Origin of the sequence: Citrobacter sp. Cu231 (genome assembly GCF_030332265.1) — a bacterium.
Lineage (GTDB): Bacteria > Pseudomonadota > Gammaproteobacteria > Enterobacterales > Enterobacteriaceae > Citrobacter > Citrobacter meridianamericanus.
The window spans coordinates 184,320-208,360 of sequence record NZ_JAOWIE010000043.1 but is presented as its reverse complement, the minus strand read 5'-3'; the positions used below and the strand labels follow the sequence as shown (position 1 = coordinate 208,360).

General features: G+C 48.8%; 13 protein-coding genes, 1 tRNA gene and 5 pseudogenes. 9 read left to right on the top strand and 10 right to left on the bottom strand.

Annotated features, from left to right (window positions below; all coding sequences use genetic code 11):
• Positions 1 to 8: 8 nt before the first annotated feature.
• The 3 genes from OGY15_RS17555 to cspF form a co-directional block, all read right to left on the bottom strand.
• Positions 9 to 8,591 carry a glycoside hydrolase family 94 protein gene (locus OGY15_RS17555; RefSeq protein ID WP_286540362.1) on the bottom strand — a complete coding sequence of 2,861 codons (8,583 nt, stop codon included), beginning with the start codon at positions 8,589 to 8,591 and terminating at the stop codon, positions 9 to 11.
• Positions 8,592 to 8,746: 155 nt separating this feature from the next.
• Positions 8,747 to 8,911, bottom strand: a complete 165-nt coding sequence (locus OGY15_RS17550) for a YnfU family zinc-binding protein (protein ID WP_269199496.1) — start codon at positions 8,909 to 8,911, stop codon at positions 8,747 to 8,749.
• An 81-nt stretch (positions 8,912 to 8,992) separates the two neighbouring features.
• Positions 8,993 to 9,205 carry a cold shock-like protein CspF gene (gene cspF, locus OGY15_RS17545; protein ID WP_001446195.1) on the bottom strand — a complete coding sequence of 71 codons (213 nt, stop codon included), beginning with the start codon at positions 9,203 to 9,205 and terminating at the stop codon, positions 8,993 to 8,995.
• Positions 9,206 to 9,471: 266 nt separating this feature from the next.
• Here cspF and OGY15_RS17540 point away from each other — a divergent pair, with 266 nt between their 5' ends.
• From OGY15_RS17540 to OGY15_RS17520, 5 genes and pseudogenes are all read left to right on the top strand, one after another.
• Complete coding sequence (locus OGY15_RS17540; RefSeq protein ID WP_286540360.1) at positions 9,472 to 9,690, top strand: cold shock domain-containing protein; 219 nt, start codon at positions 9,472 to 9,474, stop codon at positions 9,688 to 9,690.
• Positions 9,691 to 9,990: 300 nt separating this feature from the next.
• Positions 9,991 to 10,218: a hypothetical protein gene (locus OGY15_RS17535; protein ID WP_096924194.1), complete on the top strand. Its 228-nt coding sequence runs from the start codon at positions 9,991 to 9,993 to the stop codon at positions 10,216 to 10,218.
• A gap of 571 nt (positions 10,219 to 10,789) precedes the next feature.
• Complete coding sequence (locus OGY15_RS17530; protein ID WP_286540388.1) at positions 10,790 to 11,194, top strand: H-NS family histone-like protein; 405 nt, start codon at positions 10,790 to 10,792, stop codon at positions 11,192 to 11,194.
• Between the two features lie 52 nt (positions 11,195 to 11,246).
• Positions 11,247 to 11,396, top strand: a pseudogene (locus OGY15_RS17525) (arsenical resistance protein ArsH); the annotation flags it as partial.
• A gap of 338 nt (positions 11,397 to 11,734) precedes the next feature.
• Positions 11,735 to 12,973 (top strand): annotated as a pseudogene (locus tag OGY15_RS17520) (IS110 family RNA-guided transposase).
• Positions 12,974 to 13,053: 80 nt separating this feature from the next.
• On the opposite strand, the gene OGY15_RS17515 reads toward OGY15_RS17520, so the two are convergent.
• On the bottom strand, positions 13,054 to 13,842 hold the full coding sequence (locus tag OGY15_RS17515; RefSeq protein ID WP_286540357.1) for a phosphotransferase: 789 nt from the start codon (positions 13,840 to 13,842) through the stop codon (positions 13,054 to 13,056).
• Positions 13,843 to 14,123: 281 nt separating this feature from the next.
• Between OGY15_RS17515 and OGY15_RS17510 the strand changes: the two are divergent.
• The 3 genes and pseudogenes from OGY15_RS17510 to OGY15_RS17500 all read left to right on the top strand — a co-directional run.
• Positions 14,124 to 14,701, top strand: a pseudogene (locus tag OGY15_RS17510) (IS3 family transposase); the annotation flags it as partial.
• A 272-nt stretch (positions 14,702 to 14,973) separates the two neighbouring features.
• On the top strand, positions 14,974 to 16,050 hold the full coding sequence (locus OGY15_RS17505) for an IS110 family RNA-guided transposase (protein WP_286540355.1): 1,077 nt from the start codon (positions 14,974 to 14,976) through the stop codon (positions 16,048 to 16,050).
• A 16-nt stretch (positions 16,051 to 16,066) separates the two neighbouring features.
• A pseudogene (locus tag OGY15_RS17500) lies at positions 16,067 to 16,375 on the top strand (integrase core domain-containing protein); the annotation flags it as partial.
• Positions 16,376 to 16,886: 511 nt separating this feature from the next.
• Here the strand turns inward: OGY15_RS17500 and OGY15_RS17495 are convergent.
• From OGY15_RS17495 to OGY15_RS17485, 3 genes and pseudogenes are all read right to left on the bottom strand, one after another.
• Complete coding sequence (locus OGY15_RS17495; RefSeq protein ID WP_286540353.1) at positions 16,887 to 18,083, bottom strand: tyrosine-type recombinase/integrase; 1,197 nt, start codon at positions 18,081 to 18,083, stop codon at positions 16,887 to 16,889.
• Between the two features lie 163 nt (positions 18,084 to 18,246).
• Positions 18,247 to 18,322 (bottom strand) — tRNA-Thr (locus tag OGY15_RS17490).
• Positions 18,323 to 18,566: 244 nt separating this feature from the next.
• Positions 18,567 to 19,707: pseudogene (locus tag OGY15_RS17485) on the bottom strand (glycosyltransferase family 2 protein); the annotation flags it as partial.
• Between the two features lie 420 nt (positions 19,708 to 20,127).
• Here OGY15_RS17485 and OGY15_RS17480 point away from each other — a divergent pair.
• Positions 20,128 to 21,051, top strand: a complete 924-nt coding sequence (locus tag OGY15_RS17480; protein WP_187259305.1) for a cation diffusion facilitator family transporter — start codon at positions 20,128 to 20,130, stop codon at positions 21,049 to 21,051.
• Positions 21,052 to 21,560: 509 nt separating this feature from the next.
• Here the strand turns inward: OGY15_RS17480 and OGY15_RS17475 are convergent.
• From OGY15_RS17475 to OGY15_RS17465, 3 genes are all read right to left on the bottom strand, one after another.
• The gene (locus OGY15_RS17475) at positions 21,561 to 22,598 is read right to left on the bottom strand and encodes a hypothetical protein (protein ID WP_286540348.1); all 1,038 of its coding nucleotides are present in this window, start codon (positions 22,596 to 22,598) and stop codon (positions 21,561 to 21,563) included.
• Between the two features lie 14 nt (positions 22,599 to 22,612).
• On the bottom strand, positions 22,613 to 23,170 hold the full coding sequence (locus OGY15_RS17470; protein ID WP_279574309.1) for a fimbrial protein: 558 nt from the start codon (positions 23,168 to 23,170) through the stop codon (positions 22,613 to 22,615).
• A 91-nt stretch (positions 23,171 to 23,261) separates the two neighbouring features.
• Positions 23,262 to 23,894, bottom strand: a complete 633-nt coding sequence (locus OGY15_RS17465; protein WP_210904672.1) for a hypothetical protein — start codon at positions 23,892 to 23,894, stop codon at positions 23,262 to 23,264.
• Positions 23,895 to 24,041: the final 147 nt, after the last annotated feature.

The window sequence follows — 24,041 nt, the reverse complement described above, 5'->3', positions numbered from 1 at the left end:
GATCAGTGTCAGTTCTGAATGATCTCAACCGTATGGTTTTGTCCATCATCCTTCAGCGGTATTCTGTCATCAGGGAGGAGAACACCATCCAGCGTCACGCAATATTCTGCATCGCCGCGTGAAACACTAATCTGATAATGGCTTTCACCATATTGATATGCCATAGAAAAAGACGACCACTCATCCGGTAACCTGGCATGAACACTAAAGTCAGTGCCGGAACGTTTTATCCCCAGTAATTCCTCGGTAAGTAAACGCCAGGCCCAGGCTGCTGAACCGGTATACCAGCTCCACCCTGCACGTCCGGTATGGGGAGCGACGCTGTAGACATCAGCACTCATGACATAAGGCTCAGCTTTATAAATCCCGACAGAGTCCGCATTCAGGGTATGATTTATAGGGCTGAGCATTGACCAGAGTTGCCAGGCTCGTTCGGCATTCCCCATTCGGGCAAAGGCCATCACTGCCCAGATGGCGCCATGCGTATACTGCCCTCCGTTTTCCCGCACGCCGGGCAGGTACCCCTGTATGTAGCCCGGATTTGGACCGTGTCCGTCGAAAGGAGGCGTTAACAGTTTGATCAGCCCTCCTTCGTTATCCACAAGGTGCTTATCCAGCGCCTGCATGGCCTTTGCGCACCGTCCCGGGCTCGCAGCGCCGGACAATACAGACCAGCTCTGCGCAATCGCATCAATCCGGCAGTCCTGTGAGGTTTTCGATCCCAGGGGAGTACCATCGTCAAAATAACCGCGCCGGTACCATTCCCCATCCCAGGCGTGGGTTTCGAGATTACTTTGCAGGCGCAGAGCCTGTGAACGGCACATCGCGGCGACGCTTTCATCCAGCCTGCGCTCCGCCAGCGCTGCAAACCGCTGCAAAATGTCGTACAGGAAGAAGCCCAGCCAGACGCTTTCACCTTTGCCTTCGATACCCACCCGGTTCATCCCGTCATTCCAGTCACCAGCCCCCATCAGCGGCAGGCCATGCTCCCCGAAGCGAAGTCCATAGTGAATAGCTTTGACGCAGTGTAACCAGAGTGTCTCTTCGGTGCCGCTGATGACCGGCGTGTCATAGACAGACTCTTCACCAGGCTGAAGCGAGCGTCCCTCCAGATAAGGAATGCGTATTTCCAGTGCATCCATATCCCCCGTCGTTTCAACATAGTGGCAAACAGCAAGCGGCAGCCAAAGATAGTCATCGGAACAGCGGGTACGCACACCATTGCCGTGTGGCGGGTGCCACCAGTGCTGCACATCCCCCTCGATAAACTGCCGTGATGCACAGAGTATTATCTGTTCACGCATCCGGTCCGGAGCAGCGTGGCTCAGAGCCAGCGTATCCTGCAGCTGATCGCGAAAACCAAATGCACCGCCAGACTGATAGTAGCCACTCCGGGCCATAAGACGGCAGGCGACCGTCTGATACAACAGCCAACCATTAACCAGTAAATTTACGGACGTGTCGGGGGTGTTAACCACGACTTTATCGAGAACATTGTGCCAGTGATTATGAATCCGGTTCAGCTCCTGGCGGACCGTATCCTCGTTCATGTAGCGGGCCAGCGTCTCCTGAGCACAAACATCATTCTCCTCTGCGCCGAGGATAAAAATAAACGTCCTCTGGTCCCCGTCAATTAATGTAACCGCCGATTGCACCGCTCCGCAGGGATCCAGACCGGCCCCCGTCTTACCAGAAAGCTTTTGCAGTTTCATGGCCGAAGGGGCGTGAAGGGAACCATTACGGCCAATAAACTCCCGGCGATCCCCTGTCAGAGAACAGTCATTACCGCTGACGGCAAAAAATGCAGTTCGGCCGCCACCATTATCACCATAAAAGTTATTCGCAAGCACCCCGCAGCCGCCGGGCGTTCTGGCCACATGTGTCACAATGTGAGGGGCTGAGCGCGTTCGTGTTTCTCCGAGCGTCCACTCTACATAGCCTGTGACGGAAAGTTGACGTGTCCGTCCCGAAGAGTTACTGAGCGTCAGGAGCACCAGTTTAACCGGATCTTCTTCAGCAACTAGGACCGTCAACTCGCTGTCTATACCACTCTCACGATGGGCAAAAACGCTGTAGCCAAAACCATGGCGGGTCAGGTAATCACCGTGTCCGCGAACAGGTAAAGCCGTCGGCGACCAGCACTCCCCGCTCTCTTCATCGCGCAGGTAAAATGCCTCGCCGCTGCGATCGCTCACCGGATCGTTCTCCCACGGCGTCAACCGGTATTCATGGGCATTCTCATACCAGGTATAGGCCTGCCCTGCCTCTGAGATCACACTGCCAAAACGAGAATTTGCCAGTATGTTCGACCAGGGAGCCGGTGTAAGCGCATTTTCCCGAAGGACGATCTGATACTCCCGCCCATCCTGAGAAAATCCACCGTACCCATTGAAATGGCATAACTGACTGGTATCAGGGCTCCAGTCCGTATGTTGATTACGCTCGCGCACAGCACGCGGAATGAATGCCCTTGCCGGCGATTTCAGGGTATGAATACGCTGTTTAAGCTGCTCATTAATACCCCCTGCGCGGTCATCAAGATAAAGACAGGCCACGCTCATCAAAAGCAACTTATCCTCAGCGGAGAGATGCTCACCGTTCCGGACAAAAAGCCCGCCCTTTTTATCCAGCAGACTGGCTTCAGACCCGGCATAAATTAACTCCATAATCTGATTTTGTAATCCCTGCTGGTAGCCGCCGGGGCTGTTATTCAGGATAACCAAATCAACATCCAGCCCTTTCTGTCTCCAGTAACGGTGTGCCTGAATCAGTGTGGTCACTGAGGTGATACTTTCCTCGCTGGTTATACTCAGCAGCACTATCGGCAGATCCCCTGAAATTGCCCAGCCCCACAGTCCGGACTGGCCACGCCGGTTGCGGCCGATCGCCTGGCCTTCGGCGCGCAGCTCCTGGACAGGGTAAAGCACAGCGCTGGCGAGACTATTGAACAACGTGGCATCATCTTCACTGGCGTTCATCTGGCGCAATACCACCAGACTGTGAGACCAGGCCAGTTCAAAGACGCGATCGGCGATAGGGTAATCGCGATATTTCTCCAGCAACGCCAGGCTCTGCTGACGGGTCTCGCTGATGCCATAAATGATATCAATCGTAACCGGCTGCCCCGGCTGCAGAATGATGGCGTTGCGAATTGCCAGTATCGGATCCAGCACCGAGCCCGACGTGTTACTTAGCATCCCTCCCGTCTCTATTGCCTGGGCATTCGCAGGGTTTCTGCCACGTCCAATAAATCTTGCCCTGTCCGTTTCAAACGACACGTTATGTCGGTTATCGCCATGCACCACCATCATGTGAAACAGGCAAGGGCCCGGTTCATCCGGTGAGCGCGGGCGCCGGTGGCAAAGAATAGCGTCACGCTCAGGAGCCAGCTCAGTCTGAATAAACAAATTGCTGAATGCTGGGTGTGCCAGATCGCTGGCATCAGGTGCCAGTACCACTTCAGCATAGGTTGTCAGCTCCAGAGAGCGAGGCTTGCGACCACGATGAATCAGTGTGAGCCGTCGTAATTCAACATCATCCTCCGGAGAGATCACCACCTGAGTTTTGACGCTGAGTCCCCCGAAGCTGCGTCTGAATTCTGCCCCCGCATCGGTGAACAACACTTCCTCGTCTTGTCCGCTGGTGTAGCCTGTCGGTTGCCAGGTATTGCTCCACACATCTCCCGTCTGGGTATCGCGGATGTAGCAGAATGCTCCCCAGTTATCACGGGTGGTATCACTGCGCCAGCGCGTTAGTGCAATATCATTCCAGCGACTGTAACCACCGCCCCCCGCGGTCAACATCAGATGATAATGGCCGTTGGACAGCAGTTGAATATCCGGGGCGGGAGTATCCACGCTATAGAAAATACGGGGTTCATAGCGGACGGGTTTGACCATGCCCTCATGAGATTCAAAATGACGGCGCGGACTGTACAGATCGACCGCATCCGGCACGCGCTCCTGTAACAGCAGACTCGCTGACCGGAATACCGTGCTGGACATAAAGCGTTCAGTCATGGGGGCGTCAAGCAGCACATGAGCCAGCGCCTGAAATGCCATACCCTGGTGATGCGCCATCCAGGACTGTACCACCGCATAGAGCTGACCGGTTGCAAGACGTGAGGGGGTATAGTCCAGCGCTTCATAAAAACCGTATTCTCCGCGTGCACCATTTTTTTGCAGCCTGAACAGGTTCTCACAGGCTCTCTGTGGGGAAACCATCAGCGCCAGCAGCGTGGCGTAAGGAGCAACAACCATGTCATCGGCAAGTCCTCTGCGTAGACCGAGCCCCGGTACGCCAAATGCCTGATACTGATAATTATGCTGAACATCAAAAGCATGATAGCCAGACTCTGAAACACCCCATGGTACCCCGCGTTCTTTCCCCCAGTGAATCTGGCGCATAACCGCCGACTGACTCATTTCATCGAGCAGGCTGCCGGGCCAGGTGGGCATCACCAGATTCGGCATCAGATATTCAAACATGGATCCGCTCCATGACATCAGGGCAGTTTCATTATCAATCGTTGTAAACAATCGACCCAGCACGTACCAGCTTTTAAGAGGCAGCTGATTAGTCGCAATGGCAAGAAAACTGGTCAGGCGGATTTCAGACGGCAGGAGATCGTAGTGGCTCTTGTCAGGCATATTGGTGTCACAGTTATAACCGACGCTGAGCAGACTGGTTGCTTCACTGTACAGAAAGGCGAAATCCATCCGGGCATGCTCATCCAGCCGCTGTTCCAGCTCGGTGATAATATTGAGTCGCATTCGGGCCTGCTCCGCCACTGACGCCGGAGGCGTTCCTGTACCGGTTAATGTCGGACGGGCAAGCTCGCTCAGCGTCGGCAGCTTCTGTTCATTCCAAGATGCAGGCAACCAGCCAAGCAACAGAGACCACTCATGGCAAAGCTGAACCAGTTGATGCTCCAGATGTCCAGCCCAGCGCATCTGAAGAGGAGATCCCTGATGACATGCGCTGGTCAGATGGTTGCACTGGGTGCGCATGCTTTTCAGTTCGCTGAAAAGCGCCTGCGGAGAGAGCGACACCGCGTTCAGGCAATGCTTGCGCAGCAGTCTCAGGTTGTCAGGTGGGTTCTTACCCCACTGTTTTTCCAGAATATCTAGCGTATCGTTCAGTCCTGCCAGTATCTGTTGGTTGCTTAAAACAGGCTGATGACGCATGGCGGACAGGCCTGCACGCAGGGTCAATAAATGCCCGGCCATATTGCCGCTGTCGACGCTGGAGATATAGCGTGGACTTAGGGGGACCAGCGTACGGGTGTCATACCAATTGTAGAGATGGCCCCGGTAGTGCTCCATTTTATCCATCGTGTCGAGCGTGAGCGACACGCGCCGGAGCACCTCTCCGCCAGGCAGGTAGCCAAAGTCCCATGCCGTCAGGTTAGCCATAAGTGAAAGACCAATATTGGTAGGAGAAGTTCGGTGTGCCACCGTCGGTTGCGGTATTTCCTGATAATTATCAGGCGGAAGCCAGTTCTCTTTTGCTGTGGCAAATGTTTCAAAAAAAGCCCAGATTTCACGGCTTGTCTGGCGTAACAGCTGTTTTTGTTCCTGATTAGGCGAAAAAACCTTACGCACGGGCTGGCGACTCAGCCAGCTCATCAGCAGCGGTGCCACACACCATACCAAACCGATCGGTAACGCAATCCCCAGCAGCTGTGGGGCAAATTGTCCGGTCAGTATTGTCAGCGCCACGCCACCGGCAACGTTCAGCCACATCGCCTGATAAAAACGTGCAACAGTGGGTCTGGCCTGACTGCTGTCCTGGCTGTGGCTGACCCACTGGCTGAGGTGACGCCTGCTTATCCCCAGTCGCCATAGCGTCACGGCGATCGCTTTCAGCGAATATCCGGCTTCGTGCGGCAGTATCGCAAAATTAAGGCTGATACCTGACAGACGCTTTAGCGCGCCCGCCCCCACCAGTAACAGATGCGGCTTCACGCGGCGACGCAGAGGTTTATGCAGAAGGTCGTGGCTAATGCAGAGGATGGCTGGCAACAGCCATATCAGCAACAGTATGCCCAGCCAGTAAACCGGATTGGGTACCCAAAGCAGAGTGAAGAACAGCAATACCAGTAAGGAGGGGGCGACCAGACTGCGACGTAGATTATCGAGTAATTTCCAGTAAGAAAGCGCGGTCAGCGGATTCCTGACCCGGGTTCCATCGGCTTTTCTGACGCGTGGTTTTAGCCAGTTAAGCAGTTGCCAGTCACCCCGGATCCAGCGTGAACGTCGTGCAACATCCGACAGATAATTATTAGGGTACTGTTCGTACAGTAACACCTCGCTCAGCAGACCCGAACGTGCATAGCATCCTTCAAGCAGATCGTGGCTGAGTACCAGATTTTCCGGGCAGATGTTGGTAGTGGCCTGCATAAAAATATCAACATCGTAAATCCCTTTGCCCACAAACGAGCCTTCCCCAAAGAGATCCTGATAAATATCCGAAGACATCATCGAATAAGGGTTATTGCCCGGTACGCTGCTACGCAGGGCTGCGTAACGCCCCTGACCGTTGCGTGGTATCTCCTCCGCAAGACCGGGCTGTAAAATACCGAATCCTTTGACAACCCTCTGGCGTACCGGATCATACTCAGGCGTATTCAGCGGATGCGCCATCGTCGCGACGAGTTTGTGTGCCGTATCGCGCGGGAGCACCGTATCGCTGTCCAGGGTAATGACGTATTTTATGTGACCCGGTAAAAGGTGGGCAGGCATCTCTGCAACGCTGACGAATTGCGTTCCGGGATGGCGCAACCAGCTGTTCAGTAACGCCAGTTTTCCCCGCTTGCGTTCATAGCCCATCCACGCTCCTTCCGAGGGGTTCCATTCAGGCTGGCGATGTAACAGATAAAAACGTGGTCGGCCGGAGGGGTAGCGGCGATTAAGCGCCTGCGTATCGGCGATAGCCTGTCTGAGCAGCGCGTGACTTTCCGGCGAGGGTTCATTTTCAGAATCAGCAAAATCAGTGAGCAGCGCGAACCTGAGATTTTCGTTTTCATTCCCCAGCCAGCAGACTTCAAGACTGGTGAGGAGCTGGCTGAAACTTTCGTGGCTGGTCAACATGCAGGGAATGACTAACATGGTGGCACTGTCAGCGGGAATACCGGCTGAAAAATCCATCCCAGGCAAGGGGCGAGGAACGCGAAAACGGGTGGTTGCATCACTGAGCAAATCGCTCATTAACTGAGTTAATGCGATAATCAGAGGTAATATCACCGCGATCAATAGCCAGTCTGCGCCCTGCATGGCGGTTTCGTGCAATATTGCTGCGGTCGCTGCGGTTGTCAGCAACGCCAGGCTTCCAAGCCATAACTGCAGGGTTATTCTGTTGAAACTGTGCCGCAAGCGTATGAGCCTTGAGGCGTCTGCTAGGAGATGAATATCCAGCGCCTGTCGACCTTCGCCCGCAAGATAATAACCAACATGATGTTCCGGTGTATCAGGCGCTTTTTCCTCTGAAAACGCCAGCGCCTTCTCAGCAACCTCAGGCTCGCTGAGACCGCTGTCTCTGGCCAGAACCTCAACTACGTGCCGGTAATGATCCCGGGTATTGAAGTGCATCCGGGGATAGATGCCGGCGGGATCATTGCGTAATGCCTGTTCGACAACGCTTATCGTTTCGGCGAAATCAGCCCAGTCCGTTTCACTCAATAAACGCAGGCCGGCGATGCTGTTACTGACGGACAGCTGGCTGGCGGCAAGCTGCTGATTGAAACTATGTATGAGAACGTCAGTGGTGATCCCCTGTTCCCGAAGGCACTGATCAACCCAAGTCAGAGGTAACGACAGCGCGTTGCCATGCCCCTGCAGGCGCCGCACCAGCTCTGCGACAAACGCACTGGTTAAAGGAGGTCGGGAGCGCGCCATATCGGCAACCACCATGATTAAATCACCAGGCGCACTCTCTGCGCATTCGACAATCCTTGTTATCCACGTATCAGCAAGGTTTCTGTCCTGCTGCGCTTTTATCACTTCCATACTGATACGACGAAGATTTTCAATCAGCGCAAGGCGCAGCATTCCCGGTAACGCCCAGACTTCACCCAGCGTCAGCGGCGTCACCTGTTGATAGGCAGTGAGATAGCTGGTCAGGCTGGCGCCATCCCAGCGGCCATCGCCATGAGCAATGGCCTCTGATGCAATATGATAAATTCGTGGGCAATTCAACGGCGATACCAGCGACGGAAGACCTTTGCCAAAGCTTTTCGGCAGATGCTGGCGGACAGTGCGGATTTGTTCCTCAATCAGATAATAATTGTCCAGCAGCCATTCACCGGCGGGCATGATACTGGTCTTTTTACCCGCGTTAAGCTCATAGCAGTTTTGGGTAATGACGGCCTCATTGTCGCCAAGCCGTTTCAGAAGATAATAAGGATGCCTATCCGGTGATACTTTATGAGTCCGCGCCAGCTTCTGGCCGTAGCGTTCCATCTGGACGGTCGAAAAGAGTTCTGACCGCGGCGAGCTTTCACCGGCAGGATCGTTCGCCGAAAACGTTATGTTTTCGGCAGCATTCATCAGAATACGGGAGCGGTTAAACCACGCTCTGGGGATCATTTTCATAGCATTGCTCTGATGCAACGTTAGCGCGCAGGAGCAGTTGCGAAATCAGTTCAGAAACGTTCTCTCAGGATGGGCGTCAGGCATCAGGGATTTAACAGCTGCCGGAATCTAACATAAGTATAGGACATGAGCTCTGTTCTGCGGTTTTGGTCGAGCTAGCGTCGGGAGATAAACAGAGCCTTACATCCGGGGCAAAGCATGGTTTGGTTGAGCCGGACTTTTGACAACGGTTGTACTGATTTTAAACCACAAACAGGACAGGCAGCAGTGGCAGTAGACGCACTGCTGAAGAATTTCATTGCGTAATTGATAACAGACATAACCATTAACCTTTCAATGAATGAGCTTCACCGTACCACATGTGGTTAAGTTTTAATCTATCTATTTTGACACACTGAAAATCAGGAAAGATAAATGTTCGCAGCCACAGGCCCCCTGAGACCGTTTATCCGGCAAAACTCTATGCGGCTTCCAGGGATGAGTAATTCTGATTCGCGAGAGTTAACGGCTGAAATGTGAAGCAGAACGTCTTTTCGTCCATCAGATGGGATGATGAGGCCTTTACCACTAAGAATATCAAAGCTTTTGACAATTCCTGTCATTTTATGGGACAAGTCAATTCCTTATTGAAAACACGTAAAGACTATACATTGAAAATGGCATTCAGCCACTTTTATTTTTCCTACAGGACCTCTGGACGGCTAAAAGATAATTTGCTTATATCAATTCCCTGTGCCTTAATGAATCCCATCAGTTCGATGTACTAATGAAAGTTAGAAATTTTCCGGGCAGTTCTCATTACCAGGCGCTATCGTTGATATCCCCTCTTTTTGAGTTCATACGTTTACTATCAATACAATGATGCATAACTGGAGTCAGTATGACCTCTAGAATTACAGGCCTGGTAAAATGGTTTAACGAAGACAAAGGTTTTGGCTTCATCTCTCCTCTTAATGGCAGCAAAGATATCGTTGTCCATTTTTCTGCGCTTAATGGCGACAACTTTAAAACTTTATTTGAAGGACAGAAAGTTGAATTCGCCATTCAGATCGGAGACAAAGGTCCTGCGGCTGCAAACGTAATACTTTGCGATAAATAAATCAATGTGGATCTGCGATAACGATGAAGGATTATCCCTGAGTAGACAGATTCATAACTTAAATCAGTGAAAAGCCGTTGATTCTTAATATCTGATCAGCATATTTTTCACAATTATGAGTGCGCTGACCGATGTAATGGAGTGCAGGACTACAGCATAAAAATTTTAAAAGCACAAACTAACTGCTTGTTAAATAAGAAGTGCGTAATGAGCGAGGCTATCTCCGAAAGCACCACGTAATGGCTTTGACCTTAATGGCATCTGCCAGTTAACACCCACGAGAGAACAGGGTAATAGAATATGATTAAAGTCCTTGTTTTCTTTAATGCTGAATCCTGTAAAGTCATGACCGTTCTGGAAGGTATATCCTCTATCAGGCAGGAATATCCAAACGGTGAAGAAACACATCTTCGGATTATGTCTGCAGGTTTTCCTTCCTTAACTGGCGATCATGGTATTGTTTACGTGGCTACTGACAGGGAGTTAACGTCACAGGAGATACTTGATGCGGTCAGGAAATATTTATAGCATTTTTGTCATGCTCTCTGCTCCAGGTTTAATTGCATGCTTACCCTATTTATCAGAATCGAACAAAAAATGAGTTAAAAATATTTATGGCCTGCTAACAGCAGGTTTTTTTTACATTACACTTTTTTAGAAACACCTCAATATAGAGAGAGTAATTCGCTACCCTCTGACAAAATGCAGGTGTCTCTCACCTGCGTGCCATCTTGCCATTTGTGAAAAATCTTACTAAGTGGCCGCGCTAATTCACTAAATGTCTCTCCTGATTTAAGCTCACCAGATATGACTGAAGCAATAGTTATGAGGGTATAAAAAGGCTCTCTGGATGGCTCCTGGCATCATAGTTTTTAGTACCTTCAAAAATGCAGGGACATTTTGTAGGAGTTGGAATTTAGTTCTTGCACATTATTCTTAATTTTGTCTTGCGATAAGAGATTTATATAAGTAGTCTAAACCTCGTTAATAACAATATGTACCAATCTGATTAAAATGCTCAGTAAGAAAAATCGGGTTGATGAGCAACCGTCGACATTGGTATTTGCTGAACAACGAAAAAACTTTAAAAGGTCTCTTTATGTCAGATGCTCTTACACAGTTAAACAATATCCGTACCTTACGTTCTCAGACTCGTGAAATGTCATTAGATGTACTGGAAGATGTTCTGGAAAAGTTTAAAATTATTCTTATAAAACGACGAGAAGAAGAGACATTACGTCTTGCAAACGAAAGTCAGCGCCGCGATAAACTGGCAACACTTCGTCAGATGATGCTTGATGAGGGTATCGACCCCTCCGAACTTTTAGCTGCTATTGGCTCTCCGGGTAAGGCTAAAAGGACGCGCTCCCCCCGCCCCCCGAAGTATCGATATACTGACGAAACTGGAGAGTCAAAAACATGGTCAGGTCAGGGGCGAATGCCGAAGCGGATCTCAAATCTTATTGCTGAAGGTGGGGAATTAAAAGATTTCGAAATCAGCTAAAAAGAGCCGGGTATAACCCGGCTCTTTTTTGTGTAGGCCTCAAGTTGCCTTAGAGAATAGTCGAGAAACATTTAGTTCTGTCGATGTAGCCGAGAAGCTGTTTAAAATCACAGTGCTGCTTAAGAGACAAACCGGTTATCTTGCAGATCGTTACAGCGAGCAAAAAGAGAGCCATCAGGAGCTTTCATCCCCATTCAATTAGGACAATATATAATGTATGTTCTTCGTGAATCCATACTGCATGAGCTTAACAACGTCCGTTATTGGCACAGAGCGGACAAGCTCACTGGGCCAAAGGTCTGCTGTGAGCGAGGTATAGTCATTCGCACCCTGAGAATTACACTTTTAAGTGATTCAGGGTATGCGCTTACTGGTTACGAATATTGAGCGAGAATCACGTGATGATCGCCGCTTTTCTTTCGAGCCAGTAGGTGCTCCACGTTCGCTAACGAATACTCAGGGCATGCAGATAAACTGCTGGCTATATTTCTTTCGAAGAGCGTGGAATGCATACCAATCCCCGATAAAAAGGAGTTGGTGATGACTGCGATTAATCAATTTGCTGTGCACGTTGGTCTGGACTGGGCAGATAAAAAGCACGATGTCTGTGTTCAGTTTAAAAACGGTGAACGCACATTCCATGTGATTGAGCATACGCCGGAAGCGCTTGATGTCTGGCTTACCGAGTTACACCAGAAGGTAAAAGGCAGGATCGCTATCGCCGTTGAGCTGAAGAAAGGTCCCGTGGTGTATGCTCTTCAGAAATATCCATTTATCACCGTTTTCCCCGTCCACGCTTTGTCTCTGGCTCGTTACCGGCAAGCCTTCTCGCCCAGCGGCGCTAAAGATGATCCGCAGGATGCTGAGCTGGCATTAGAGTTAATGCTGCGTTATCCCCAAAAGATAAAAGCCATTGAACCCGATAATGCGGATATTCGCTTACTTCAGCAACTGGTAGAGCAGCGTCGTCAGCTGGTTGAAGATAAACGCCGTTTTGTGAACCGACTAATCAACACGCTTAAACAGTATTATCCTCAGCCACTGGAGTGGTTCTCACATCGGGGTAGCTTACTATTGTGTGAGCTGATTATCCGGTAGCCCAGTCTGCAACAACTGAAACGAGCGAGGCGCGACACGATCCGCAACTTTCTGAATGCCAAAGGTGGCCGCGCAATGGCTCTTACCGAGCAACGTGTTGTGAGTATTGATAACTCCATCCCGTTGACGACAGATCCGAGTGTTATAGAGGCTAATGCTTTGATGGCAACAGCACTGGCGACACAAATTAAAGTCGTGAGTGAAATCATCAAAACCTATGACGAACGAATCGAAGCGTTGTTTGATACATTGCCAGATGCGAAGCTGTTCAAATCACTTCCGGGCATGGGGCCGTGTATGGGCCCACGAATGCTTGCTGCACTTGGTGATAACCGTGGCCGGTTTAACAGCGCTGAAGAAATTCAAAACTACGCAGGTATTGCACCGGTGACAGAACGAAGTGGCCAGAAATCCTGGGTTCACTGGCGATGGCAGTGTGCCAAGTTCGTCAGGCAGACCTTTGTTGAATGGGCTGCCAAGACGGTTAATTCATCATACTGGGCCAAACTGTATTATCAGGGCCTCAGAGAGAAGGGCAAATCTCATCAGTCTGCGATCCGGGCACTGGCGTTCAAATGGATAAGGATCATTTACCGCTGCTGGAAGGCCAGAACCCAGTACGATGAAGCAAAATATTTGCTGGCTCTCGAAGCGCGACACTCGCCCTTGCTGAAGCCATAAAAAGCTTGTCGAATGTCTCAGGGCGTGAAGCGGACATTCCAACCTGTAATGGGCAGCACGTTTAAATAATCATTATTCATTCAAAGCATTCTTACTACGCTACCTAACCAACCGGGGAGATGTTCCTTATACCATTTGAGATATAAGGGCAATGCTGTCTTTTGCCGCTCATCAAGTAGCACAACCACTTCAGTGACAATCCACGCTTTGGTAATAGCAATTTCTCTCGCTAACCAATTGTGATTATTATAAAAAGATAATCGACAATAACGTTCTGCAAGATTAATGAATGTTTGCTTCGTACCCATTCCCTTGATAAGAGGTGCCAGGTCGATAGCGGGACTCCCTTTTCCAAACCTCTCCCAGTCAAAAAGAACCAGATCACCGTTAACTCTTCTTCCCCAGTTTCCAGCATTACTATCGCCAGAAACCAGACTTTGGTAGCCAAACAAAACATCACTACACTGCTGAAATCGGCGTAGTTGCTGTGCACTTTCTTCAGGTAATGCCAAGAGTATGAGGGATTTTTCGAGCGCTAACTCTGACCATAAGTGAGTATGGTAGAGCCATTCAGAATTCACAGGATATCGATGTAAACGCCCCAGCATAGCTAATGCTTCATCTGAGGCTAAATAGGCCTGCTCAACCTGATGAGGGATATATTCCATTCTTAACTTACGCAGGACGGCATCAACGGATAAGAGCTTTGGAGTAGCGATCTCTGCCTGATTAAGTTTTGTCGCAGTGTGTTGATAAAAAGCGAACTCCACTTCTCCAACAGGAAACTTTTCAACGACCTGGTGACCGAAGTTATCTAAAGCCAGCGCCACGTTAGCGGTGCCCATTTTGGATAAGTCCCTAGCAGACATACATTATCCCTATAGCTTAGAGGTTTAGTTATTCTGGTTTAAAGTGTAATGCAAGTTGGATGTTACATCGACAACGCTAAGCCAACCATCAACATCGCCTAAGGTTAGCAACGGCCGCAATTGGCACGAAGCAGACAAGATAATTGGGCTGGATCTCCGCTATGAGCGTGAAGCGGAAGTTGGCACTTTTGTGGGGGCAGTCCAACTATAGGGCAGGATCGTCTACCGGGGCGGGGTCAGTCCAGCCACCTAAAAGGATGACTACCAAAACAGTGGCAATTCAGTTCTCGTTAATCGGGAAACTCAGAGCGCAGTATCCTGTGGTCACACTTTGCCACGTGTTCGGGGTTCATCGTAGCAGCTACAAATACTGGGGAAAAAGCCCCGAAAAGCCAGACTGCAGGCGAGCTGTGTTACGCAGTCAGGTTCTGGAACTGCATAACATCAGCCATGGCTCTGCTGGCGCAAGAAGTATCGCGATTATGGCAACCCTGAGAGGCTTCAGAATGGGACGCTGGCTTGCCGGCAGGTTCATGAAAGAACTGGGGCTGGTGAGTTGTCAGCAGCCTACCCACCGGTATAAACGTGGTGGTCATGAACACATCGTTATCCCGAATCACCTTGAGCGACAGTTCGCAGTGACAGAACCTAACCAGGTGTGGTGCGGCGATGTGACGTATATCTGGACAGGTAAACGTTGGGCTTACCTCGCTGTTGTTCTCGATCTGTTTGCAAGGAAACCGGTGGGCTGGGCAATGTCATTCTCGCGGACAGCAAGCTGACCATCAAAGCGCTGGAAATGGCGTGGGAAGCTCGCGGTAAACCAGCCGGGGTGATGTTCCATAGTGACAGTAATAATGCCGATGTCAGCCTTTACCACCACTCAGTTTGCCGTTTAACCCGATTGGTGTGATTACTGATGCAGTGAAGACCTTCCCGCATCCTGACTCACACAGCGATCGACCTTTTGTGTCCTGCCCTGGACCCGTCGGTTGCCGGAAGCGCCTTCATGCGAGGCATCTCCTCACCGATGCGCGTGACTCAAGAAGGGCCTGACGGCTTGTCTCGTTACTGTCCTGTCCGGGTTATCTGTCTGGAGATTCAACTCTGTTTCCTCACAGGAGCTCTGTCATGGCTGATAAAGTTACCGAAGCCGCCGTTGTGGGTGGCGTGGATACACATAAAGATCTGCACGTTGCCGCTGTCGTTGATCAGAACAATAAAGTCCTGGGGACCCAGTATTTCGCCACAACACGACAAGGTTACCGGCAGATGCTGGCATGGATGACCTCATTTGGGGCATTAAAGCGAATTGGTGTTGAGTGTACAGGCACCTATGGATCAGGTCTGCTTCGCTATTTGCAGAATGCCGGGTTAGAAGTTCTTGAAGTGACCGCACCAGACCGGATGGAACGACGCAAACGGGGTAAAAGTGACACGATTGATGCTGAGTGTGCTGCTCATGCCGCATTCTCCGGAATAAGAACCGTCACACCCAAAACACGCAATGGCATGATTGAGTCTCTTCGGGTGTTAAAAACTTGCCGCAAAACAGCGATATCGGCCCGAAGAGTCGCTCTCCAGATTATCCATTCCAATATTATCTCTGCCCCGGATGAATTACGTGAACAGCTCAGAAATATGACGCGCATGCAGCTCATCAGGACTCTGGGATCCTGGAGACCTGATGCCAGTGAATACCGCAATATTACCAACGTTTATCGCATTTCATTAAAGTCCCTTGCCCGACGCTATCTCGAATTACATGACGAAATCGCTGATCTGGATGTCATGATTGCGGCAATTGTCGATGAGCTGGCACCTGAACTAATTAAACGTAATGCTATTGGATACGAAAGCGCTGCACAGTTGCTGATCACTGCCGGAGATAATCCCCAACGGTTAAGATCCGAATCAGGTTTTGCGGCACTGTGCGGTGTCAGCCCGGTTCCTGTCTCTTCTGGAAAAACGAACCGTTATCGACTTAATCGGGGTGGAGATCGTGCTGCAAATAGTGCACTTCATATCATCGCTATCGGACGTTTACGAATTGACGATAAAACGAAGAAATATGTTGCCAGGCGAGTAGCCGAAGGACATACAAAAATGGAAGCAATACGCTGTCTTAAGCGCTATATCTCACGCGAAGTTTATACATTACTACGAAATCAAAATAGGCGGGTCAACAGCATCCCGATAATGGCTTGACTCTTAGAAGGGCGTCCAGGGTAGCCACTATACAAGCAGGCAGTTCCGGCAGTTACTGTGGCGTTGCCGGATCAGGCAGAGTATGAGCCGACGTGGAAACTGTTGGGACAACAGCCCGATGGAACGCTTCTTCCGGAGTCTGAAAAACGAGTGGGTGCCAGTGACAGGTTATATAAACTTTAGCGAAGCTGCTCATGCGATCACAGACTATATCGTCGGGTATTACAGCTCGCTAAGGCCGCATGGCTATAACGGTGGATTACCTCCAAACGAATCGGAAAACCGATACTGGAAAAACTCTAAAGCGGTGGCCAGTTTTAGTTGACCACTACAAGAGTGAGAACACCAGTTACTAAGTAGGTGTACAGCACGGAGATTTCGTTGACCAGCTTCGATTGCCTCTTCAAATCTTTTTTTATCTTCAAAATCATCCATTTAGACAACACCCTTATAAGGAACATGTACTCATCTAAAATGCTGTAACTGGATTATTATACCTAAAACAATGAATACTGTGTATTATGAAATGTGATATAAGTCAATTAGTTACATATAAAAACCAACTCACATCCAAAGGGATAGTATTTCGAGGTTTGTAGCATCATTAAATGTGAACTTATTTATCGCCACCTCAAGTTAACTAATAAATAATTTATAATTTACATATACTTCTGGAATTTAGAAACCTTATGTCTAATAGTTAAGGAAGTTAATAATCAACTTGAGTGTGATTCATAAAAAATAATTACTATTTTCAGCCCCTCCATTATGGAGGAGCAATAATTGTATAGTTTTCCTGTATTCCTAACGATCCAGTTAGGCTTAGAGAAATCTAATTATGAAGCACTCCTGAGAGCAACCCTTCCAACTTTATCGATATAATCCGAATACCACTGCATCATCTCTCTCCTGCCTTCCAAATACAACGCATGGTTGTACGTCCCACGAATCGCATTCTTATCGACATGCGCAAGCTGGGTTTCAATCCATGCCGTATTGAACCCTTCCTCGTGCAAAATCGTACTCATCGTGTGACGGAAACCATGCCCCGTTACCTTCCCCGTATATCCAATCCGCTTAAACACCTGATTAATACTCGCTTCACTCATCGTCTTGCGAGGATCATTACGTCCCGGGAACACCAGTGGATATTGCCCAGTCATCACTTTGAGCTGTTGTACGATTTTCAGCGCTTGGGTAGAGAGGGGGACAAGGTGAGGCCGTTTCATCTTCATTCGGTCGGCAGGAATTTCCCACACCGCTTTCTCAAGATCAAATTCACTCCAGAAAGCACCTCGGAGCTCGCCAGTACGAACTCCCGTAAGGATCAGCAAACGAGCGGCAAGAACAACTAATGGGCTGCCTGTATAGCCAGAGAGAGCTTTAAAGAAGTCTGGTAACTCCTCAACTGTAAGGAAGGGATAATGCTTCGATTCATGTCCTGACATCGCGCTGGTTAGATCCGCCGCAGGATTGTATTCCGCACGACCGGTAACGATGGCGTAACGAAAGACTTCGCTGCAGCGCTGGCGAACCTTCTTAGCCTTCTCTGTCGCGCCACGGCTTTCCATTCGACGCAGCACACTCAGCAGAACCAGTGGTTTGATTTCATTCACCGGAAGTTGGCCGATATAGGGGAAAATATCTTTATTGAAAGCTTCGATAATGTCGGAGGCATAGCCTTCTGACCACCGGCTCACCTTCGTACCATGCCACTCAAGTGCCACAGACTGAAACGTGTTGTTGAGTTGCACATCGCGAACTAGCTTTTCTTCTTTCTTGGCAAAAGATGGATCGATACCCTCAGCCAGCTTTTTCTTGGCGTCGTCACGCAGTGCTCTTGCTTGCGCAAGCGACACTGCTGGATAGACACCGAAAGCCAGACGTTTCTCTTTTCCATTGAAGCGATACTTCATCCGCCAGTATCTGGAACCAGAGGGAACAACCTCAAGATACAAACCAGCACCATCTGCCAGCTTATAGGCTTTCTCTCTGGGTTTAGCAGCGTCTACCAGTCTCGCATTAAGTTTCATTGGGGGCATCTCCCTGGACCGAATACAGAATGCCCCCACTTATGCCCCCAACTGTGACTTGATTTCGGTTGAGTCCAGTTGATAACAGGAGATAAGATACGGGCCATGAACCGCAGTATACGGGCTTTTAGTTGATTTCGGTAGACTTGGGAAGAGTTTGAAATGGTGCCGATAATAGGAGTCGAACCTACGACCTTCGCATTACGAATGCGCTGCTCTACCAACTGAGCTATATCGGCCCTGAAAAGGACATGTCCACGAATGTGAGCACGGGGTAGAAGGTTAAAACTAACCGGGCGACGCGTCAATGGCCTTGCGAATCAAACGCCTATTTTTGCATCATCCGGTATCAATTAGGCACGAATCGTGTCGTCACAGGAATGCTTGTACGCGGTCGGGTAATTCTATAACCGGCGACAAACACGCAGCTCATAGTGTTCCCATTCCAGCCCAAAATGTATCCGCAGTTGCTCCTCTTCAAAATCAATATGCAATCTGGCAACCGCCAGCATAAACAGCGGTACAACCCGTATCCCAACCAGACTGACGTTCTTTGGGCGTGACATGGAATTTTGTTTTTTCACCGCGAAGAACCGTAACCAATGCACGAAGATTCATGGCGAACAGTGAAAGATAGGACGATTTGCCATCCCATGCGGATATCCCCCACATACCGAACATAAATGCCAGCTCGGAGAATAGAAAGAAGGGTAAAAAGTGGAGATAAAATGGCGTGGAGTAGGCCGAAACAGGAGGGATCCCGGTAAAAAGATACACCAGCGGCGAGATTAAAAAGACGGTATTCCACAAGCAAGCAAGGTACGACCAGAAGGTAGTACCGTACATTAACGTCTGCGCAATGCTCAGTTTAATCTTACTATTCCTGAATATCGTGTCGTGAAGGAGGATATCGAGGGAACCTGCCGCATATTTAAAACGCTGGATCATCCAGGTCAACAGATCCTGCGGCGATAACATTTTTGATTCAATCTCAGGATGCATGACCGAGCGCCAGCGATGTTCGCGATCCCCGTGCAGCAGAATAGAGGTATAGATATCTTCAGAGACATGGAATTTATAGGGGGTTAGCTCAGTGTCATAAGCCACATGCATTTTCATGGCCTGGCGTTGCTATTCCCGCAGCGCACTGTCCGGCACCTCCCGGGTGTAACGCGCGATTTCCGATTCCACTGTATGAGCATAATGACGTAACGCACTTTGCATGATGGCTTCCCGGCGATGAATGGACGCAGCTCCACAGCAAAATGCGGTATTAGCCCAGTTTCTGCGCCGCAGTATGACGTCGTAAAATATCTGCGGATCGTTAAAAAAGGGGGTCACGACCAATGGTGTGCGGACCCACCAATTTTTCCACAAACCTGCCAAATGCGTGGCCCGGTCGGCCTAACTTTTCTCGCAGTACTTTGGGCAGACGCCTCCCGGCAGGGAGATCATAAAACCACTGGGGAGTCTGAATCCAGGCGACGGCCGGGGCGCGAAAATAACCCAAGGTATTGGTTAGGATGGTGGAGAAAACGCGAGTGTCTGCATCGCATATGACGATAAAATCGCCGTAGGTGTGCTCCATACCGTTGCGTAGGTTATCGGCCTTAAAACCAACATTATATATTGTTGATATTGTCATTATTCTCACTATTCTTATTTTACGGCATTTTAGCTTTGTTGATACATTCGAGTTGACACATTTTACTGATCGCTATTCTGGCGTGGCTTACGCTATGTACCCGGTCAGTGAACAGGTAAAAGAAGCTTGGTATAATGAAATTAATTTTTTACAAATAGGCCCACATCAGTCACAGATCCTGGGGTTATATTTTTATCTACTCATTCTTAGGGTGAAAGCAGCATTCCGTGCCTGAGAATAGGGTTTCGCTAATAATTTCTGTGGGCTTTTTCTAAATGTGTTTCATTTTCACCTTTTAGAATGAATTAACCAAGTCTGGTTGATTCCCTGTTTAACATTTTTTAGTCTGGATTATATTATCCTCACTATCTTGAACTATTGGGGTACTAATGAGGATTTATGGGGCTCAATGAAAATAAATGCAATGATAACGAATATCATAATCGTTCTTTGATGGCGAAAAAAAGTACGATGGTGAGTGTGGTTGTTAATATATTCTTATCCTGCGCTCAGATTTTGCTGGGAATATTTTCTGGATCACAGGGGCTAATCGCTGACGGTATACATTCGTTTTCTGATTTGGTTTCGGATTTTGTCGTTTTGATTGCCAATAAAAAAAGTCGCAAACCTTCTGACGAAGATCACCATTATGGTCATGGACGCTATGAAAATGGGGCTTCGTTGATTATTGGCGCAATCCTGTTCCTTGTCGGATCCATTATGATTTGGTCCGCAAGCGGCAAGCTGTGGCACCCTGAAGCCATTTCAGAGGTGCATATTATTGCGTTGTGGGTAGCACTGTTCGCGCTGGTAACTAAGGAACTGCTATTCCGCTATATGCTGGCTGTCGCGACACGCATTCAGTCGTCTCTGCTCATTGCTAACGCCTGGCATGCACGATCTGATGCCGCATCATCAGTAGTCGTGTCTGTCGGGATTGTCGGCAATTTACTTGGTTTTCCATGGGTTGATCCGGTAGCAGCAATGGTGGTTGGTGTTCTGATTGCCCGTATGGGCTACACTTTTGCCGCCAGTGCACTTCATGACCTGATGGATCGTTCAGCAAGCACGGAGATGGAAACCGCAATTAAAGCAACTATTCTCGCTGTCTCTGACGTCCTCGGAGTACACGATCTGAAAACACGAAAAACGGGCGATCTCATACTGGTAGATGCACATATTGAAGTTGATGGAGGGCTTTCTGTCAGTGAAGGGCACAATATTGCCAGAGCAGTACGCCAGGCAGTGCTGGAAAATAAAAATGTGCTGGATGTCATGATCCACACAGACCCTTATCAGGGAAATGGATTGCCCGTTTGTTAATTATTCCAGGCTTATTGTTTCCTCCATAAACACGTAGTCAAGATGACATCTTAAAATATAGAGTGATCTGACTACGCTATTTTTCATGACCGCGCCGGATGTCCGTCAGCAACAGGTTGGCGGACGCCATACTCAGAGAAAGTCTGTCCTGCACTACAGGTACATCTGAATTACGCTCTTTTCTGAACCGGAAATTATTCATGCGACCTGTGCCATGACATAACGGCGAGTAGTTTTGCCATCCTGCACCAGCCTGTCATTCCGGCAAGCATCAGACCCGTTCCCACAAATCTGGGATAACATACAGCACAGGGGGGGGGGGCAGGAATAGTCCTGCCCAGTTGAGATGTCCATTTCGAGGATGCAGATGTTTTCATGGACGATTTTATTGCGCGATGCTGAGTTGTCGTCGGTACATTTCCTGGCTGAGTGCTCCCAGCGATAACTTGATACGATGTTCGTTATACCATAGTATAATCATCTGAATTTAAAATTCCTATTAAATAGCATCATGGAATCATTGAGGTAACTCTTAAATATCCACTATACGGTCCTGCCGTAGTGTTTTTATTCGTAATTGATATATTTCGCATCAGTGTCACCGGTGAGTTTTTGACTCCTGGCGAAGTTATCGTGTCGGATAAGCCATCAATGCCAGTTGCATTTATTTTTAAATTCGCCTCCCCCACGTCATCAGTAAACTCATACTCAAGGTTTATTTTTGTATTGAGCACATTACTTTTTGTCGTTATGGTAACAGGAAGGGACTTAACCTCATCAAACAATACTTGACCAAAAGCAAGACTTGCAGGAGATATTTCAACAGAAACATCAGCTATTTCAGTGTAATTTACTGTACCAACGGCAACGCCAGCAGAATATGTACCCCACGGAGCGGTCCATAATATATTTCCGTCAGCATCCCGTATCTGAGGCGGCGGATGTCCGCCCTGGTTTCTGTCACTCAGATACACTTGAAAGGTATACGAAGTCCCGACAGGGACTGAGGGATGGCACATTCCATCCTCAATCCCGAAGTAACGTCCTGCGGTCATGGTTGTATCTACGATATAACCATATCCGATCTTTTTTCCTGAGAATCTTGAGTCTATCGGCACCTTAATTTCCGGTACGTTATTTCCCAGGCCCACACTCTCATATCCATACTCAGTCATCTTAACTATTGGTTCTAACCTGGCGGACTCATGACTATAGTTATTTATCTCATCCCAGGCAGTTTGCTTAACCGACATGGTAAATGGACCATCATGGCTGAGAATATTTTTCCAACCAGTTAAATAATAAGGGAGTTGATTATTATTGACGCTCGAAAACACCGGTCCAACAGTTCCCGCATTTAATACATAGACTAAACCCGGCACGGATAAATCAATATCTGGTGGGATAGTCCACCTGGAATCGGTAACTTCTTGTCTAGTGTTTGCCGGAAGTCCTGCTGTGACAACGACACCGCACACAGCCTCGATATAGAAGGGGGTAATTCCAGTAGCTATGAAAATAATAAAAGATAATTTGTTTTTTTTCATTCTGACATATCCAATCAGGGATTATTTATTGTAAATATGATAGCGGCTGTGAGTTTAGTGCCGGCCACAATTCCCGCTCCTGACCTCACCGTTGTTACCGGTGTGATAATACAGGTTCTGGTTGAATCACCGGGGCAAAATGGTTTACCCGTATCAGCTCCGGATATTGTGTTAAACTCAATAGCAGATGACTGACTATCCTTAAGAGAAAGATACGCTGGGGTAACGTTACCTGTCGTTTCATCCTGCATCTGAATTAATCTTTTGTCATCCACTGACAAGCTACCAGTGACCACCCCAGCATTTATCGAGGATCCCCTGCTGTATTTGCATTCAATTTTTAAGGAAAATGGCGCGTGTATTTTCTCCCCCAAAGTAATATCACCAAGGTTAACTTCCTGCGTGTTACTGCCATCAGAGAAACTTACATTGCAGGGTGGAGCAACAAAAGTAGCGGTGATGGGTATTAATTTTGTGGCTGATGAAGTAGCTGCACTGGAGCATAAAGGCATCACAGTAAAAAAAAGGGAAAGGAGGTTATAGTAATTTATTTTCATGACCACTTTACTCATTTTAATTTCAGAAATAGACACCCAGAACACTAGCCATTTACACAGAACACTGTGTTTATTTATTTCTTTTCATTATAAAAATATTCTTCTGTCAGTTCAGGGTCAGCGTGACCAGCACATTTGCTGCAGCCTGTCCGGCACGCGCTGTGGATGCGTCAAGAAACACAGTGAAATCCATATTCTTTCCCGTCAGTGCAAGGGGTTCGTTGAGTCTGGCAGACATCCCGTCACTGACCCGCTGAAAACTGACTCTCCCCCCATTCAGAACCAGTTTTCCATCATCTGAGTCCGCATGGCTGAAAGTCAGCGTGGCGGAGGGTAGAATGGCCGGTGCAGTCACAATACTGAAGCTGAGTGGGCGGGTAAGTATCTGGCTACTGCCTGTCGGCACATCGCCAAAATCAATGGTATCCGGCGTCAGTATAAATTTCACTGGCGTAGCCTTTCGCGTGCAGGTGACAGAGGGCCATGGCTGAGCTGACTCGGTTGTCAGGTCCCCCTGCAGGGAAAAACTTCCGGTATAACCTTGGATATAAGTCACCGGTCCGAGCGTCCAGGTGATAGTGTGGTCCTGAAATTCATCCGGAGGTGCTACCGGAAAATCCAGAGGCGTCGCCTTATTACTGGTCACTCCATTCAGTGCCAGCGTGCTGTAAACCAGGGTATTGAGTATCTGTGAATTACCTGTAGTCTCGGTAACTATCACATCATTGGTATAATTCACAGGACACTTGCTGCCAAAGCTGAGGGTTCCGGGTGTGCTGTAAACGCAGGCTGTAAGCACAGTCTGCCCTGTTCCTGTTGACATCCTGTCCGCATCAAACCAAATGCCAATGTAAGCCACTCCTCCTTCCTGATTAACAAAAGCCCT